At 66.8% G+C, this 13,733-nt stretch carries 14 protein-coding genes and 2 pseudogenes; 7 read left to right on the forward strand and 9 right to left on the reverse strand.

What is annotated here, in order from left to right; genetic code table 11:
• Positions 1–71: 71 nt before the first annotated feature.
• The 4 genes and pseudogenes from DFLDMN_RS13550 (at position 72) to DFLDMN_RS13565 (ending at position 3,601) form a co-directional block, all read left to right on the forward strand.
• A pseudogene (locus tag DFLDMN_RS13550) lies at positions 72–1,293 on the forward strand (globin domain-containing protein).
• A 105-nt stretch (positions 1,294–1,398) separates the two neighbouring features.
• On the forward strand, positions 1,399–2,121 hold the full coding sequence (locus tag DFLDMN_RS13555) for a hypothetical protein (protein WP_423198412.1): 723 nt from the start codon (positions 1,399–1,401) through the stop codon (positions 2,119–2,121).
• A gap of 154 nt (positions 2,122–2,275) precedes the next feature.
• Positions 2,276–2,881 carry an EF-hand domain-containing protein gene (locus DFLDMN_RS13560; protein WP_423195458.1) on the forward strand — a complete coding sequence of 202 codons (606 nt, stop codon included), beginning with the start codon at positions 2,276–2,278 and terminating at the stop codon, positions 2,879–2,881.
• 228 nt (positions 2,882–3,109) lie between these two features.
• Positions 3,110–3,601 (forward strand): Lrp/AsnC family transcriptional regulator, encoded by a 492-nt coding sequence (locus tag DFLDMN_RS13565; RefSeq protein ID WP_109585244.1) that lies wholly within the window; start codon positions 3,110–3,112, stop codon positions 3,599–3,601.
• A 128-nt stretch (positions 3,602–3,729) separates the two neighbouring features.
• Here the strand turns inward: DFLDMN_RS13565 and DFLDMN_RS13570 are convergent, their stop codons facing one another.
• Positions 3,730–4,428, reverse strand: a complete 699-nt coding sequence (locus DFLDMN_RS13570) for a GNAT family N-acetyltransferase (protein ID WP_423195459.1) — start codon at positions 4,426–4,428, stop codon at positions 3,730–3,732.
• 371 nt (positions 4,429–4,799) lie between these two features.
• On the opposite strand from DFLDMN_RS13570, the gene DFLDMN_RS13575 reads away from it, so the two are divergent.
• Both DFLDMN_RS13575 and kefC read left to right on the forward strand, forming a co-directional pair.
• Positions 4,800–5,387 (forward strand): NAD(P)H-dependent oxidoreductase, encoded by a 588-nt coding sequence (locus DFLDMN_RS13575; protein ID WP_423198413.1) that lies wholly within the window; start codon positions 4,800–4,802, stop codon positions 5,385–5,387.
• A complete protein-coding gene (gene kefC / locus DFLDMN_RS13580) occupies positions 5,384–7,204 on the forward strand; it encodes a glutathione-regulated potassium-efflux system protein KefC (protein ID WP_423195460.1) in 1,821 nt (606 codons plus the stop codon). Before DFLDMN_RS13575 ends, kefC begins: the two co-directional genes overlap by 4 nt.
• A gap of 57 nt (positions 7,205–7,261) precedes the next feature.
• Here kefC and DFLDMN_RS13585 read toward each other — a convergent pair whose 3' ends face one another.
• The 7 genes and pseudogenes from DFLDMN_RS13585 to paaA form a co-directional block, all read right to left on the reverse strand.
• Positions 7,262–7,870 carry a TetR/AcrR family transcriptional regulator gene (locus DFLDMN_RS13585; protein ID WP_423195461.1) on the reverse strand — a complete coding sequence of 203 codons (609 nt, stop codon included), beginning with the start codon at positions 7,868–7,870 and terminating at the stop codon, positions 7,262–7,264.
• Between the two features lie 20 nt (positions 7,871–7,890).
• Entirely contained in the window at positions 7,891–8,685 is a 795-nt protein-coding gene (locus DFLDMN_RS13590; protein WP_423195462.1) for a DUF1835 domain-containing protein, read from the reverse strand.
• A 108-nt stretch (positions 8,686–8,793) separates the two neighbouring features.
• Entirely contained in the window at positions 8,794–9,888 is a 1,095-nt protein-coding gene (paaE, locus tag DFLDMN_RS13595; protein WP_423195463.1) for a 1,2-phenylacetyl-CoA epoxidase subunit PaaE, read from the reverse strand.
• Positions 9,889–9,891: 3 nt separating this feature from the next.
• Positions 9,892–10,477, reverse strand: a pseudogene (paaD, locus tag DFLDMN_RS13600) (1,2-phenylacetyl-CoA epoxidase subunit PaaD).
• Positions 10,471–11,313, reverse strand: coding sequence for a 1,2-phenylacetyl-CoA epoxidase subunit PaaC (gene paaC / locus DFLDMN_RS13605; RefSeq protein WP_423195464.1), 843 nt, complete (start codon positions 11,311–11,313; stop codon positions 10,471–10,473). The pseudogene paaD and the gene paaC overlap by 7 nt, the downstream one beginning before the upstream one ends.
• 9 nt (positions 11,314–11,322) lie before the next feature.
• The gene (gene paaB, locus DFLDMN_RS13610) at positions 11,323–11,655 is read right to left on the reverse strand and encodes a 1,2-phenylacetyl-CoA epoxidase subunit PaaB (RefSeq protein ID WP_423198414.1); all 333 of its coding nucleotides are present in this window, start codon (positions 11,653–11,655) and stop codon (positions 11,323–11,325) included.
• A 27-nt stretch (positions 11,656–11,682) separates the two neighbouring features.
• Positions 11,683–12,669 (reverse strand): 1,2-phenylacetyl-CoA epoxidase subunit PaaA, encoded by a 987-nt coding sequence (paaA, locus tag DFLDMN_RS13615; RefSeq protein WP_423195465.1) that lies wholly within the window; start codon positions 12,667–12,669, stop codon positions 11,683–11,685.
• Between the two features lie 260 nt (positions 12,670–12,929).
• Here paaA and DFLDMN_RS13620 point away from each other — a divergent pair, with 260 nt between their 5' ends.
• Positions 12,930–13,397 carry a universal stress protein gene (locus DFLDMN_RS13620; protein WP_423195466.1) on the forward strand — a complete coding sequence of 156 codons (468 nt, stop codon included), beginning with the start codon at positions 12,930–12,932 and terminating at the stop codon, positions 13,395–13,397.
• 56 nt (positions 13,398–13,453) lie between these two features.
• On the opposite strand, the gene DFLDMN_RS13625 is transcribed toward DFLDMN_RS13620, so the two are convergent.
• Entirely contained in the window at positions 13,454–13,732 is a 279-nt protein-coding gene (locus tag DFLDMN_RS13625) for a DUF1488 domain-containing protein (RefSeq protein WP_423195467.1), read from the reverse strand.
• Position 13,733 lies beyond the last annotated feature (1 nt).

Genomic DNA, 13,733 nt, shown 5'->3' on the forward strand with positions numbered 1-13,733 from the left:
CCGCGCGCGCCGGCTTTATTGTGAGCAAAATCATGCATATTGGATGCATGATTAAACCGGAGTTATTCCAGATGCTGTCCGCTGCTTCCCGCCCCTACATCGACGCGAGCGTTCCCGTCCTCCGCGAGCATGGCCTCGCCATCACGACGCATTTCTACCGCGAGATGTTCGCGGCGCGCCCCGAGCTGACGCGCCTGTTCAACATGGGCAACCAGGCCAACGGAGCGCAGCAGCAATCGCTGGCGGCGGCGGTTTTTGCCTACGCGGCCAATATCGACCGTGCCGACGCGCTTGCGCCGGTGCTGGAGCGCATCGTGCACAAGCACGTCTCGGTGGGGGCTGACGCCGGCGCACTATCCGATCGTCGGCAAGTACCTGCTCGGCGCCATCTCGGCCGTGCTCGGCGCCGCCGCCACGCCCGACCTCATCGCCGCCTGGGACGAAGCCTACTGGCTGCTCGCCGGTGAACTGATCGCCGCCGAGGCGCGCCTGTACCAGCGCAGCGGCATGGCCCCGGGCGAGCTGATTCCCGTGCGCGTGGTGGCCCGCGAGGACCAGGGCGAGACCGTGGTCGCATTCACGCTGGCCGCCGCGGATGGCACGCCGTTGCGCGATTTCGCCCCTGGCCAGTACATCACCGTCGAGGTGAACTTTGCCGACGGCGGCCGTCAGCTGCGCCAGTACTCGCTGTCCGGCGAGCGCGGCCTGCCCACCTGGCGGATCTCGGTCAAGCGCGAGGCCGGCGGTGCCGAAACCCCGGCCGGCGCCGTCTCCAACTGGCTGCACGACAACGTCGAGGTCGGCACGACCCTGCACGTGAGCGCGCCTTACGGCGACTTCGCCCCCGAACTGGACGACAAGGCGCCGCTGGTACTGCTGTCCGCGGGTATCGGGGTCACGCCCATGATGTCGGTGCTGCGCACACTCGCGGTGGAGAATCCCCATCGGCCGGTGCTGTTCGCCCACGCCGCGCGCCATGGCGGCCATCACGCGCACCGCAACGATCTGGTCTGGGCGCGTGGCCGGATGTCGAAGCTTCATACGCACATCAGCTACGAGACGCCGGCCGCGACCGACGTCTCCGGGCAGGACTACCATCACGCCGGCACCATGCCGATCCGCGCGCTGCTCGATCATCAGGACACCGCGCACTTCGCCGACGGCCGCTTCTATATGTGTGGCCCGCTCGGCTTCATGCAGGCACAGCGCCATGCCCTGATCTCCGCCGGCGTGCCGGTCGAACATATCCACCGCGAGGTGTTCGGCCCCGACCTGCTCGACGATCTGCTTTGATCGGGTGAGCGCGGGCAACTGTCGGTCGTGTGTGACAGACAGTTGCCTTGTGGCTCTGGTACGCTTGTCGCTGAATCGACCCGACCACCCGTACCCGTGCCTGCGATCTCCCGGCCCTTGCGGCCTGCATTCCGCCTCGACCCCTCCGCCGCCTGGCTGCCGCGTCTGGCCAGCCTCGTCTGCTTCGTGGCGCTGTGCGCGCTGGCCACGCACTGGGTGCTCACGTTCAGTGCGATGAAAACCATCGCGGTACCGCAGACCGCGCGTGTGGCCCAGACCGAGGCGATGGAAACCGGTGCGCTCGGTACACTGTTCGGCGGCACGGTGCAGGCCGGCGTACGCGACGTCAAGCTGATCGGCGTGGTGGCCGATGTCGACGGCGGCGGACCGAGCGCCGCGATTCTCGCGCTCGACGACGGCACGCCCAAGGCTGTGCGCGCGGGTGCCGCACTGTCGTCGCAGATCAAGCTGGTCGAAATCCGCAGCCGCGGCATCGTGATCGAACGCAACGGCGTGCGCCAGGAAATCGCGCTGCCGGTGCAGAACGTGGCGGTGCCGGGCAAGATCGGCAGCGTCGCCGCGGCGCCTCCGTCGGGCGCGGCCGCGCCGCTTTCCACACCAATGCCCGCGCCGGCCCCGCCGGCGCCCGTGGTAACGCAGGCCGCGCCGGTACAGTCGGCCCCACCATCGGCCCAGCCATCCGCGCAGCCGCAACCCCAGTCCCAATCCTTCCAGCCGCCGCAGTTCCAGCACGGCCAGAGCATTCCGGCCCCGCCCGGGTATAACCCCCAGGGCATTCCCAACGAGCAGGCCGTGCCGCGCCAATAATGCGGCGCCGCGCAATATTTGACTTTGATTTCGCGCGATTACGGCATTCCCGCCCATCTGTGAGCCCGGTAACATCGTATTAAATCCGCCAACTTCGTCATCAGGTCTGCGTTCTAATCCGTACATGCCCAACGCATGAAAAGGAGCACGGACAATGCTACGCAACCACAAGACGCAGACCATCAAGACCTTCCTGGCCGCTTCCGCGGCGTTCCTCGCCGTGGGCACTGCCTTTGCCCAGACGACCCCCGCACCGACGACGTCGACCGCACCCGCCGCCACCCAGGCGATGCCCGCTCCGGGCGGCGCGCGACATCACGGTGGCAAGCATCATCACCATGGCGGCGGCATGTGGCTGAAGTCGGTGGACACCGACGGCGATGGCACGATCTCGAAGGCAGAGGCCGACGCGCTGTTCAACAAGATCGATACCAACCACGACGGCAAGCTGGACAAGTCCGAACTCGCGGCCTTTCACAAGGCGCAGTGGGAAGCCCGGCGCAGCCAGATGAAGGCCGAGTTCGACGCCAGGTTCAAGGCAGCGGACAAGAACGGCGACGGCGCGCTGACACGCGACGAAATGAAGGCCGCCTTCCCGCGCATGGCCAGCCGCTTCGACCAGATCGATGCCAACAAGGATGGCAAGGTCACGCAGGATGAAATCCGCTCGGCGATGCAGAAGATGCACCGCGACCGCATGCAGCATCGCGGCCCCGGTGCCTCGGCACCGGCCGGCGCACCGTCCACTAGCGGCAGCTGAGCGATCGGCCGCGAGGCCTCGGCGAAACTCACGACGCGACCTTCGGGTCGCGTTTTTTATTGCCGGCGCAAGGCGTTGGCACCACTCTTGCCTCTCTTTCGCGGCCGCACGAGGTCGTGCGAGCTAGGGAAAGTACGGGTCCGGCATCAAAAAAATTGCAGGCTTGTGCACGACTTGTTAAATTTGCGCAAAAAAATTGCCGACATACATATTGCGGAGCAACAAACCGTGAGCAAGGTGGAGCTGGATAAGATCGATCGAAAGATCCTCGAGGTATTGCAGACCAACGGGAGGCTGACCAACCTCGAAGTGGCGGAGCGTGTGAATCTGTCGCCGAGCCCCTGCCTGCGCCGCATCCGGCGGCTCGAGGAAATTGGCGTGATTCGTCAGTACGCCGCCTTGCTGGAGCCCAACAAGATCGGGCTCGGGCTGCTGGCGTACATCAACGTCAGGCTGGAGAAGCAGGGCGGCACGCCCAAGGGCAAGGCGCCGCTCGACCTGTTCCGCGCCGCCATCGCCACCTGGCCCGAAGTCGCCGCCTGCCACGCGATGACGGGCGAGATGGATCTGCTGCTGAAGGTCTATGTCGAGGACATGGAGCACTTTGCGCGCTTCATGCAGGAACAACTGCTCGCGCATCCGTCCGTGATCGACGTCCGCTCGAGCTTTGCGCTCGAATCCATCAAGGACACCACCGCCCTGCCGGTGGCCGGAGGCTGACGTTTGCTGCGGCGGACCGCATTACGCCCGCCGCCCGCACGCCTGGCACCCAGTTCAGGCCCCGAAAGCAAAACGGCGCACCATCGCGGTGCGCCGTTTGTCTGTTGCTGCCAGGTCGCGCGGGACCGTCAGACCGTGCGTTTCTGCGGTAACAGCGACCGCCAGAAACGCAGGCCAAAGCGGCGCGCGTCGCGCAGATTGCGCCGGACCATGTAGTCGAGGTCGGCGACCTGTTCGTCGAGCGCCTCGGTCAGCCGGCTGACCGTATCGGCCGGCGGCAGTTCCAGGTACGCATCGGCTTCGCCGTACGCGTACTGCACCTTCATGCCGGCCTTCTTGGCGATATGCATCATCGCGGCGTTGCGCGACAGGCAGTGCATGTAGAGCGTACGCACATTGTTGTTGCGGCCGTGGATGGCGGCGCGTTGGAACAGGGCGCTGCCGATGCCACGGCCACGCGCGCTCCGCGAAACCGAGACGCCGAATTCGGCCACGCGGCCCTGGGCATTGTCACGCAGATTGGCAAAATGGCCGACGCCGACCAGTTCCAGATGCTCGTCATACACGCCAAACACACTGTCATGATCGAAGTCGATGCTGTCGACGTACGCCTCGATCACGTGGTTGCCCACCGACTGGCCAAAACGGAGCAGGCGATCCTCCTCGCCGAGGGCGAGAAAATGCTTGGCAAGCCGGGAGCGATGATGAGCAGCCAGCTCGCGCACCAGGACGGTGGCACGCTGGGCAGCCTGACTGGCCTCGGCGGCACGGCGAAGATCTTCGTCGGAGACGGCACCGACGGCCTTGCTCAGTTCGAGCGGATTCACTTGGGTTTCCTTGACAGGTATTCAGTATAAAAATAGCGTCCGTATCGGCCCGGAAAACCCGAGGCCCGGAAAACCCGACTTCGAGCAAGCGCTCGGGTAGACCTTCGAGCAAACTTCGGGCAAACCTTCGGGCAAACACTAGGTTGCTGCATTGCGGAAAGTATTGTAGTGGATTTGTCAGCCTCGCGTAAGTTACCGTCGCGCCATCCCGGGCCCGCCCGCGGGCGTGTTTATAAAAATCAACAATTTCAACCACTTACCTGTGCGCCTGCGGCGTCACGTGTTGTCGCGCTGTGGATTTGCTGCAACGCGACACGGACGCCCGCTTCGCCGCCTAGAAAATTTTGACCGCTCCGAATGCTCCCGAATCGATCGACGAGCCGCCGATCGTAGTGATTTATGCGCATCCTGCGCCACGCCGCTCACGCGTCAATCATCCGCTCGCGGAAGCCCTGGCAGAGTTGCCGCACGTGGAAGTCCGTGATCTCTACCGCCACTATGTCGACTACGACATCGACGCCGTGGCCGAGCAGCGCGCCGTCTCCGCCGCCGATGTCATCGTGCTGCAGTTCCCGCTGCGCTGGTATAGCGTGCCGGCGCTGCTCAAGCTGTGGCTCGACGATGTGCTGGAATTCGGCTGGGCCTATGGTCCGGGTGGCACCGCGCTGCGCGGCAAGTCGATGCTGGTCGTGGTCAGCACAGGTGGCCAGGCCGACGCCTACGGCCCGGATGGCATGCACGGCCGGCCCATCGAGGACTTCCTGCTGCCGCTGCAGCAGACCGCCACCCGCTGCGGCATGGACTGGCTCGACCCAATCGTCCTGCACGACGCCGACAATGCCGACGCCGACGCGCTCGCGCACCATATCGAACACGTCGCACGCCATCTGTCGCCGTCCTCGCCGCTGCCGCCCGATATCGAGCCGGAGACAGAAGCCTCGCAGGAGGTCGAGCCATGAATCAGCACGACTTCCTGATCGCCCTGCTGGTATTCCTTGTGGCCGCCGTGGCGGTGGTGCCGCTGGCGCGCCGCCTCGGCCTGGGCGCGGTGCTGGGGTATCTGCTCGCGGGCGCGGCCATCGGGCCGTTCGCGCTGCGTCTGGTCACCAATGTCGAATCGATTCTCCACTTCTCCGAATTCGGTGTGGTGATGATGATGTTCGTCATCGGGCTCGAACTCGAGCCGCGCAAGCTGCGCGTGCTGCGCAAGACCATCTTCAGCTACGGCACCATCCAGCTGGCGGCGTGCGCGTTGGCCATCGGCCTGCTCGCGGCGCTGATCGGCGCGCCGTGGCAGGTTGCGCTAGTAGCCGGGCTTGGCCTCGCGCTGTCCTCCACCGCGATCGCGTTCGCCACACTCGCCGAGCGCAACCTGATGGGCACGCCGGCGGGAGCCGCCAGCTTCGGCATTCTGCTATTTCAGGACATCGCCGCGATCCCGATGATCGCGCTGCTGCCGCTGCTGGCCATGGATGCGCCGGCGGCGGTAGGCGCGGCCGGCACCGGTACCCCGCACTGGATCACGGCCGTCAAGGCGGTGGGCGTGATCGGTGCCGTGGTGGTCGGCGGCCGCTACCTGGTCCGGCCGGCGTTGCGCTTTATCGCGCGTACCGACATGCGCGAGATGTTCACCGCGTTTGCGCTGCTGCTGGTGGTCGGCATCGCGCTGATGATGGACGCGGTAGGCCTGTCGATGGCGCTTGGCACCTTTGTGGCCGGCGTGCTGCTGGCGGACTCCGAGTACCGCCACGCGCTCGAGGCCGATATCGAGCCGTTCAAGGGCCTGCTGCTGGGCCTCTTTTTCATGGCGGTCGGCATGTCGATCGACTTCGCCATCCTGGCTCAGGCGCCCTGGCGCGTGCTTGGGCTCGTGGCCGGCTTCGTGCTGGTCAAGACGGGTGTCCTCGTGCTGCTGGCGCGCCGCTTTGGCGTCGCCCGCAGCCAGTGGCTGCTGTTCGCCCTGCTGATCTCGCAGGGCGGGGAATTCGCGTTCGTGGTGTTCTCGGTCGCCGGCGGCGCCGGGCTGCTGCCGGCGCGGATCGAGGCGCTGCTGGTGCTGATCGTGGCACTGTCGATGGTGGCCACCCCGCTGCTGCTGCTGCTGTATGACCGCTTTGTCGCGCCAGGCATCAAGAGCACGCGCCGACCGGATGATGTGATTCCGCCGCAGAACAACCCGGTGATCATCGCCGGCTTCGGCCGCTTCGGCCAGATCATCGGTCGTTTGCTGTACGCGCAGGGCATCGGCGTCACCGTGCTCGACCACGATCCCGACCAGATCGAATTCCTGCGCGAGTTCGGCATGAAGGTGTTCTATGGCGACGCCACCCGCGTCGATCTGCTGGAAGCCGCCGGCGCCGGCAGCGCCAGGATCCTCGTGGTGGCCATCGACGGCATGGAAGACAACCTGCAACTGATCGATCGCGTGCGCGAACGCTGGCCCGATCTCAAGATCTACGCACGGGCCCGCCATGTCTCGCACGTCTACCAGCTCAAGGACCGCGGCGTGGATACCTTCGAGCGCGAGATGTTCGAAGGTTCGCTGATGATGGGCCGGCGTGTGCTGGAAGGGCTCGGCTTCGACCCGACCGACGCGCGCAATTCGGCGCTACGCTTCCGCCGGCACAATATCGCCGCCATCGACCGCTTCTACCCGCACTACACCGACAAGAAGAAGCTGTTCTCGCTGGCACGCCAGGCGCGCGACGAGCTTGAGGAAATGTTCCGGCAGGATCGCGAACAGCGCAAAAAGCGCGAAGAATCGGAGTGGACCTGAATCGGAGTGGACCGGCGACCCGGCGCGATGCCGCGCACGCACCGGCGCGCCGGTGCGCTAGCGCGGCGGCCGCGCCAGCCCGCCTTCCAGCAGGTCGATCACCATCTCCGCAAACGCGGCGTACGACAGCCGGCCGCCGGGCTTGAGCCAGGTGAAGGTCCAGTTGATCATGCCAAACACCGTCATGGTCAGCGCGGTCTGGTTCTCCGCGGTCACCCGCGTGGGATAGGCCAGCCGCAGCTGTCGGCCAAAGGCGGCCACCACATCGCGCTCGCGCTGCAGGATCTGGTCGCGCTGTGCCGCGGCCAGAAACTTCACGTCGTTGATCAGCGCGATATGCCGGGTCTGCGAGGTTTCGTACTCGCCCAGGAAGGCGCGCAGCAATTCGGCAAAACGTTCCTGTTCGGAGCGGCCCTTGCGTTCGCCCTCGGCGGGCACCTCGGTGGCGATCCGCATCAGCCGACGCGTGTAGCGGTCGAGCAGGTCGAACAGGATCGCTTCCTTGCTCTCGTAGTAGTGGTAAAGCCGCGCCTTGGACGTACCGCATGCGGCGGCCAGGTCCGACATCGAGGTACTGGGATAGCTGCTCGCGGCAAAGGCGGCCGCGGCCAGCTCCAGAATCTGTTCGCGCTGCGCCTCGAAGTCGGGCGCCTTGGTTCTGGCCATGGAGGCTCGGGTCCGTGCGGTTATTCGGCGCTCAGGGCCGGATGGCGGCGCAGCTCGCAGGTCTGCAGCGAGTCGGCATTGCCGCGCAGCTCCAGTTGCCCGCTGCTGACCAGCTCGCGGCAGCGCCAGAACACAAACCAGTCGCTGGCCAGCAATCCCTCGATGGCGCCCATCACGCTCCCCACCACCTGTGCCGCCGGGGTCCACGCGTCGGGAGCGCGTTCCAGGATCACGTCATCCACGTTGTGATAGGCGGCCGGTACGATGGTGTTGCCCTTCCACAGCCGCACATCGGCGTTCTCCTTGACGTTCTGCTGCCATTCGTAGCCCAGCCGGCCCAGCCGCAGGACCGACACCGGAGCGATGGTCGAGAAACGGCGCGCGAGCCGGGCTGCCGGATACATGCCGATGGCCGTGAGATTGCCGTGCACGGGCGCTTCCAGTTCACGCAGGTCCATCGCCACCTCGTTGATCCGCTGCGGCGCCTGGTACAGGTGCGACACCACGCGGCGCAGCATCAGCTGGTCCGAGGCGCTCTGGCCGTGCCAGATGGCGACCTCCATGTCGTCGCGCCGCAGCGCCTGCAGCTGGTCGAGTGCCTGGCGCATTTCGGCTGCGAAGTCGATGTCGGTGTGCGGCGCCACGCGCTGCCAGAATCCCGAGCGGATCAGCCCGGTGCTGTCGACATCGACGATGGGACCGACTGCGAGGTCGTCGCGCAGCACGACCACCGGATCGGGGCGCGCCGCCTGTGCCAGTGCCTGGCGCATGGTGTTGCCCGCGACATCGCCGTTGACGACATGGATATATTGCATGGCCGTGATGGTATGAGTAAGTCGACGCGTCCCGGATCGCCGGCGCCGCAGGGCAGCGGCGCGTCTTGTTCGCCATTGTAATCACGGCGCGCGGCCAAGCGCGACCCTTCAGCGTTCGTCGTAGCTCACCACCACGCGTGGCGTGAGCGCGCGCGCCTGGCAGGTCAGCACGAATCCCTTGTCCATCTCCCACGCCTCCAGCGTGTAATTCTTCTCCATTGCCACCTGGCCCTCGAGCACCCGCGCACGGCAGGTACAGCAGACCCCGCCCTTGCACGCATACGGCAGATCGAGGCCGGCCGCCAGCGCGGTGTCCAGTACCCTGGCTCCGTCCATCGGCAGGCGCATGCGGTGCTGCTTGCCGTCCAGCACCACCACCAGTTCGGCGGTGCCGGCCGGGGCGCCATGCCCGGCGTGGTCGTCCGGCCGGCGTTGCTGCGGGGTGACGGGCACCCCGAAGCGTTCGGCGTGGATCCGATGCGGATCCACGCCGGCATCGCGCAACGCCGCCTCCACCTCGTCGATCATCGAGGCCGGTCCGCAGACGAAGGCCGCGTCGATATCGTCCGCCGGAATTAGCGTGGACAGGAATGCCGCCACCCGTTCGCGGTCCAGGCGGCCATGCAGCAGTTCCACCTCCTGCGGCTGGCGCGACAGTACGTGGTAGAGCGTGAAGCGCGACAGGTACTGGTTCTTCAGGTCCTCGAGCGCCTCGGAAAAGATGATGCTGTCCACGGACCGGTTGCCGTAGACCAGCGTGAACCGGCTGGCAGGCTCATGCGCCAGGGTGGTGCGGATCAGCGATAGCACCGGCGTGATACCGCTGCCGGCCGCAAACGCGACGTAGTGCCGCGCGGCGCCGGCATCGAGCGGCACATGGAACCGGCCGTCCGGCGTCATGACCTCGAATGCCTGGCCCGGCGCCACGGTGTCGTGCAGCCAGCGCGAGAACACCCCGTCCGCGACACGCTTGACCGCCACCCGCAGTTCGCCGCGCTGATCGTAGTCCTGTACGCCGCAGCAGATCGAGTACGAGCGGCGCAGTTCGTGCCCGTTCACCGCGGCCTTCAGCGTGAGGAACTGCCCCTGCGTGAACCGGTATGCGTCGCGCAGCGCGGCCGGCACCTCGAACGCGATCGAGACCGTATCGGCGGTTTCCGGGCGCACCTGCGCCACACGCAACGGATGGAACTGTGGGGTCATGGCTCAGTAGGGTTTGAAATAGTCGAACGGCTCGCGGCAGTCCAGGCACCGGTACAGCGCCTTGCAGGCGGTCGAGGCAAAGCGCGCCAGCTCCTCGGTATGCGTGCCGCCGCAGCGCGGGCAGGGTACGCCCGCCGCCGCTGCGCCGGCGCCCGTCGCGGCCCCGATCCGCCCCCGGCCGACAAAGCGCAGGGGCTGCGGGCCGCTGGCCGCCTGCGCGCCCGGCGGCGCAATGCCGTACTCGCGCAGGCGCGCGCGGCCCGCCGCCGAAATCCAGTCGGTGGTCCAGGCCGGTGCCAGCTCGGTCCGCACGCGCCAGGGCGCGAGGCCGGCCCGATCGAGCGCGTGGCCGATATCGGCCTCGATCTGCGCCATCGCCGGGCACCCCGAGTAGGTGGGGGGTGATCACCGCTTCCAGCGTCGCGCCATCGGCGCCGAGCCGTACCTCGCGCAAAATGCCGAGATCCCGGATCGAAACCACCGGGATCTCGGGGTCGGGCACGGCTTCGAGCGCCGCCCAGGCCCGCGCGATGCGATCGCCGCCGTGCGGCGCGCCTGGCATCCTCACCGCGTCGCTCCGCGTTACCATTGCGCGCCGGGATGGGCGCGCGCCAGGCTCTGCATCTCGCCCAGCAGATAGCTCATATGTTCCGAATGCACGCCGAGCTTGCCCGTGGACAGGAAGGCCGTGGGCGCGGGCAGGCGCAGCGTGGCCGCCTCCACCACCTCGCGCACGGTGGCGTCCCATGCGCCGTACAGATCGGCCGGTGCCACCCCGACGCCCTGCGTGGCCGCTTCGCGTTCCACGCCGTCGGCCTCGAAGCATTCGTTGGTGTACGGCATCAGGTGGTCGAGCGCCTGCTGCATGCGGGCGTGCGACGCTTCGGTGCCATCGCCGAGCCGCACCATCCAGCCCGCCGCATGCTGCAGGTGGTAGCGCGCCTCCTTCACCGATTTGGCGGCAATCGCCGCCAGGCCAGGGTCGCGGCTGGCCTCCAGCGCCGCCCATAGCTCGGTCATCAACGCGCTGTAGAGGAAATTGCGCACGGTCGTCACCGCATAGTCGCGCGGCGCGCGCGCGGTGCCCGCCAGCGGGCCGTGGTGCGGCAGCTCGAGCAGCGTCCAGTTGCGGAATTCGCGCTCGTCGCGCCAGTACGCGTAGTCGTCTTCCTGGCGCGCGCGCCCGGTCAGGTCCTCCTCGAGCGTGCCGGCGTGGGTGTAGAGCAGGCGCGCCTGCCCGATCAGGTCGAGGCTGATATTGGCCAGCGCGATATCTTCCTCGAGCGCGGGCCCGTGGCCGCACCACTCGGCGTTGCGCTGGCCGAGGATCAGCGCATTGTCGGCCAGGCGCAGCACATATTCCAACCCGGTCGTGCGCGCCAGCGACAGCTCGTCGTCGACAACGGTGGAGAGCGATGACGTCATGATGCAGCCCTACATGTGATTGACTTCATCCGGCAACGCATAGAACGTCGGGTGCCGGTAGATCTTGTCGGCCATGGGGTCGAACAGCTCGGCCTTCTCTTCGGGCGCGCTCGCGGTGATCGCCGTCGACGGCACCACCCAGATCGAGACACCCTCCTGGCGCCGCGTGTACACGTCGCGCGCCATATGCAGCGCCTGCCGGGCGTCCGCCGCGTGCAGGCTGCCGCAATGCTTGTGCTCGAGTCCCTGCTTGCTGCGCACGAACACTTCCCACAGCGGCCACTCCTTGCGCCCGGCCTTGTGCACCTCCTTGTGCACCTCCTTGCGCCCCTCGTCGTGCATCTCTTTGCCATCCATCTGCATTCCTCCTCAGGCCGCTTTGGCGTCGTCGTGCCGCGCGGCATGGGCCAGCGCCGCCTCGCGGACCCAGGCGCCTTCCTCATGCGCGCGCACGCGCGTGGCCAGGCGCTCGCGGTTGCACGGCCCGTCGCCGTTGATCACGCGCCAGAATTCGTCCCAGTCGAGCGGGCTGTAGTCGTAGTGGCCACGCTCCGCATTCCACTGCAGGCCGGGGTCCGGCAGCGTCACGCCCAGCACGCGCGCCTGTTCCACCGTCGCATCGACAAACTTCTGGCGCAGGTCGTCGTTGGAAATCCGCTTGATGCCCCAGGCCATCGTCTGCGCGCTGTTGGTCGAGGCCGCGTCGGGCGGGCCGAACATCATCAGCACCGGAAACCACCAGCGGTCCACCGCGTCCTGCACCATCGCGCGCTGCGCCTCGGTGCCGCGCATCATCGCCAGCAGCGCGTCAAAGCCTTGGCGCTGGTGGAACGACTCCTCCTTGCAGATGCGGATCATGGCGCGCGCATACGGGCCGTAAGAGCAGCGGCACAGCGGGATCTGGTTCATGATGGCGGCGCCGTCTACCAGCCATCCGATCACGCCGACATCGGCCCATGTGAGGGTGGGGTAGTTGAAGATCGACGAATACTTGGCGCGGCCCGTATGCAGCGCATCGACGAGGGCCTCGCGCGAGACGTCCAGCGTCTCCGCCGCGCTGTAGAGATAAAGTCCGTGCCCGCCTTCGTCCTGCACCTTCGCCAGCAGGATCGCCTTGCGCTTGAGCGACGGCGCGCGGCTGATCCAGTTGCCCTCCGGCTGCATGCCAATGATCTCGGAATGCGCGTGCTGCGAGATCTGGCGCACCAGCGTCTTGCGGTACGCCTCGGGCATCCAGTCCTGCGGCTCGACCTTGTGATCCGCCGCGATGCGCGCGTCGAACGCCGCCTGGCGGTCGTCGACGTTCACTTCCACGGCGTGGGGCTGGCCGGGCAGATCCAGGCTCTGGGTGTACATGACGCCTCCTTGCCTCCGGGTTGGGGACAGCCGTGCGCGGCACGGCGGCAACGTGGCTACTATATATATAAGCCGACCGGTCGGTCAATTTAAGTGGGGGCCGATGGACGGAATCTGCGGCGGCACCGGCGCACCAGGCTGCCGGGGGCCTGATATGGCGCAAGCCGTAGGCATTTGCCTGCGCATTTTCAGTGTGAGGTTACTTACGCTGCGCAATCGGCGGAGTAGTATCCATACGAGTTCACTTGGGAGACAGCGCAATGACGAAAGCAGCTTACGGCAGGATCGTGGTCGCGGTGGATGGGAGCGCAACGTCGGATCTCGCGCTCGATGAAGCCATCCGCGTGGCCGGCAGTAGCGGGGCGACCGTACTGGCGATGTTCATCGTCGATCGCGGCGTGATGTTGTTCGACGCCGGCTATTTCGATATCACGCAGATGGAGCAGGCGTACGTGGACAGCGGCAAGAAGGCGCTGGAATCCGCCGCGGCGCGGCTGACGGCCGCCAACATCCCGTTCGAGACGCGCCTGGTGACTGAACCGGCGGTAGTTGGCGATGTCGCCGCGTCGCTCTCCGAAGCCGCGCGCGAGTGGGGCGGCGATCTGCTCGTCATCGGCACGCATGGCCGGCGCGGTGTGCGGCGGCTGGTGCTTGGCAGTGTGGCCGAAGCGGTGATTCGCCAGGCAACGATGCCGGTGCTGCTGGTGCGCGGCCAGGTCGCCGAATAGGCGTCCGGTCGGCCCGGCGCTCAGTCCCGGCAGTCAGTCGGCAAGATCAGCCCGCATCAGCCTGCAAAGCGAAAGTGCCCGCTGCGCAGGCAGATCTGGCGCGCGTGGGTCAGCTCGAACAAGGTTTCGGCCAGTTGCTCGATGCGTGGACGATGGGTCGTAAACGCCGCCACCAGGTCCTCCTTGCGCGGCGAACGCGCGCCGAAATGACTTTCCAGGGCTTCGGCCGTGATCGAGTAGAGGGTGTCGTTGCCATCGACCAGGGCCGGACACGAGAGCGTCAGGCTGGTGGCGCAATAGGTGGGAGCGCTGCTCGGAAACGATACGTCGGCCATG

It is taken from the genome of Cupriavidus sp. H19C3, from assembly GCF_049393815.1.
Classification (GTDB): Bacteria; Pseudomonadota; Gammaproteobacteria; order Burkholderiales; family Burkholderiaceae; genus Cupriavidus.

Bases quoted from the DNA above. Each gene is read 5' to 3' on its own strand.
- DFLDMN_RS13560 (WP_423195458.1), top strand. From the start codon at position 2,276: ATGCTACGCAACCACAAGACGCAGACCATCAAGACCTTCCTGGCCGCT.
- kefC (WP_423195460.1), top strand. From the start codon at position 5,384: ATGAATCAGCACGACTTCCTGATCGCCCTGCTGGTATTCCTTGTGGCC.
- DFLDMN_RS13585 (WP_423195461.1), bottom strand. From the start codon at position 7,870: ATGGCCAGAACCAAGGCGCCCGACTTCGAGGCGCAGCGCGAACAGATT.
- DFLDMN_RS13590 (WP_423195462.1), bottom strand. From the start codon at position 8,685: ATGCAATATATCCATGTCGTCAACGGCGATGTCGCGGGCAACACCATG.
- paaE (WP_423195463.1), bottom strand. From the start codon at position 9,888: ATGACCCCACAGTTCCATCCGTTGCGTGTGGCGCAGGTGCGCCCGGAA.
- paaC (WP_423195464.1), bottom strand. From the start codon at position 11,313: ATGACGTCATCGCTCTCCACCGTTGTCGACGACGAGCTGTCGCTGGCG.
- paaB (WP_423198414.1), bottom strand. From the start codon at position 11,655: ATGCACGACGAGGGGCGCAAGGAGGTGCACAAGGAGGTGCACAAGGCC.
- paaA (WP_423195465.1), bottom strand. From the start codon at position 12,669: ATGTACACCCAGAGCCTGGATCTGCCCGGCCAGCCCCACGCCGTGGAA.
- DFLDMN_RS13620 (WP_423195466.1), top strand. From the start codon at position 12,930: ATGACGAAAGCAGCTTACGGCAGGATCGTGGTCGCGGTGGATGGGAGC.
- DFLDMN_RS13625 (WP_423195467.1), bottom strand. From the start codon at position 13,732: ATGGCCGACGTATCGTTTCCGAGCAGCGCTCCCACCTATTGCGCCACC.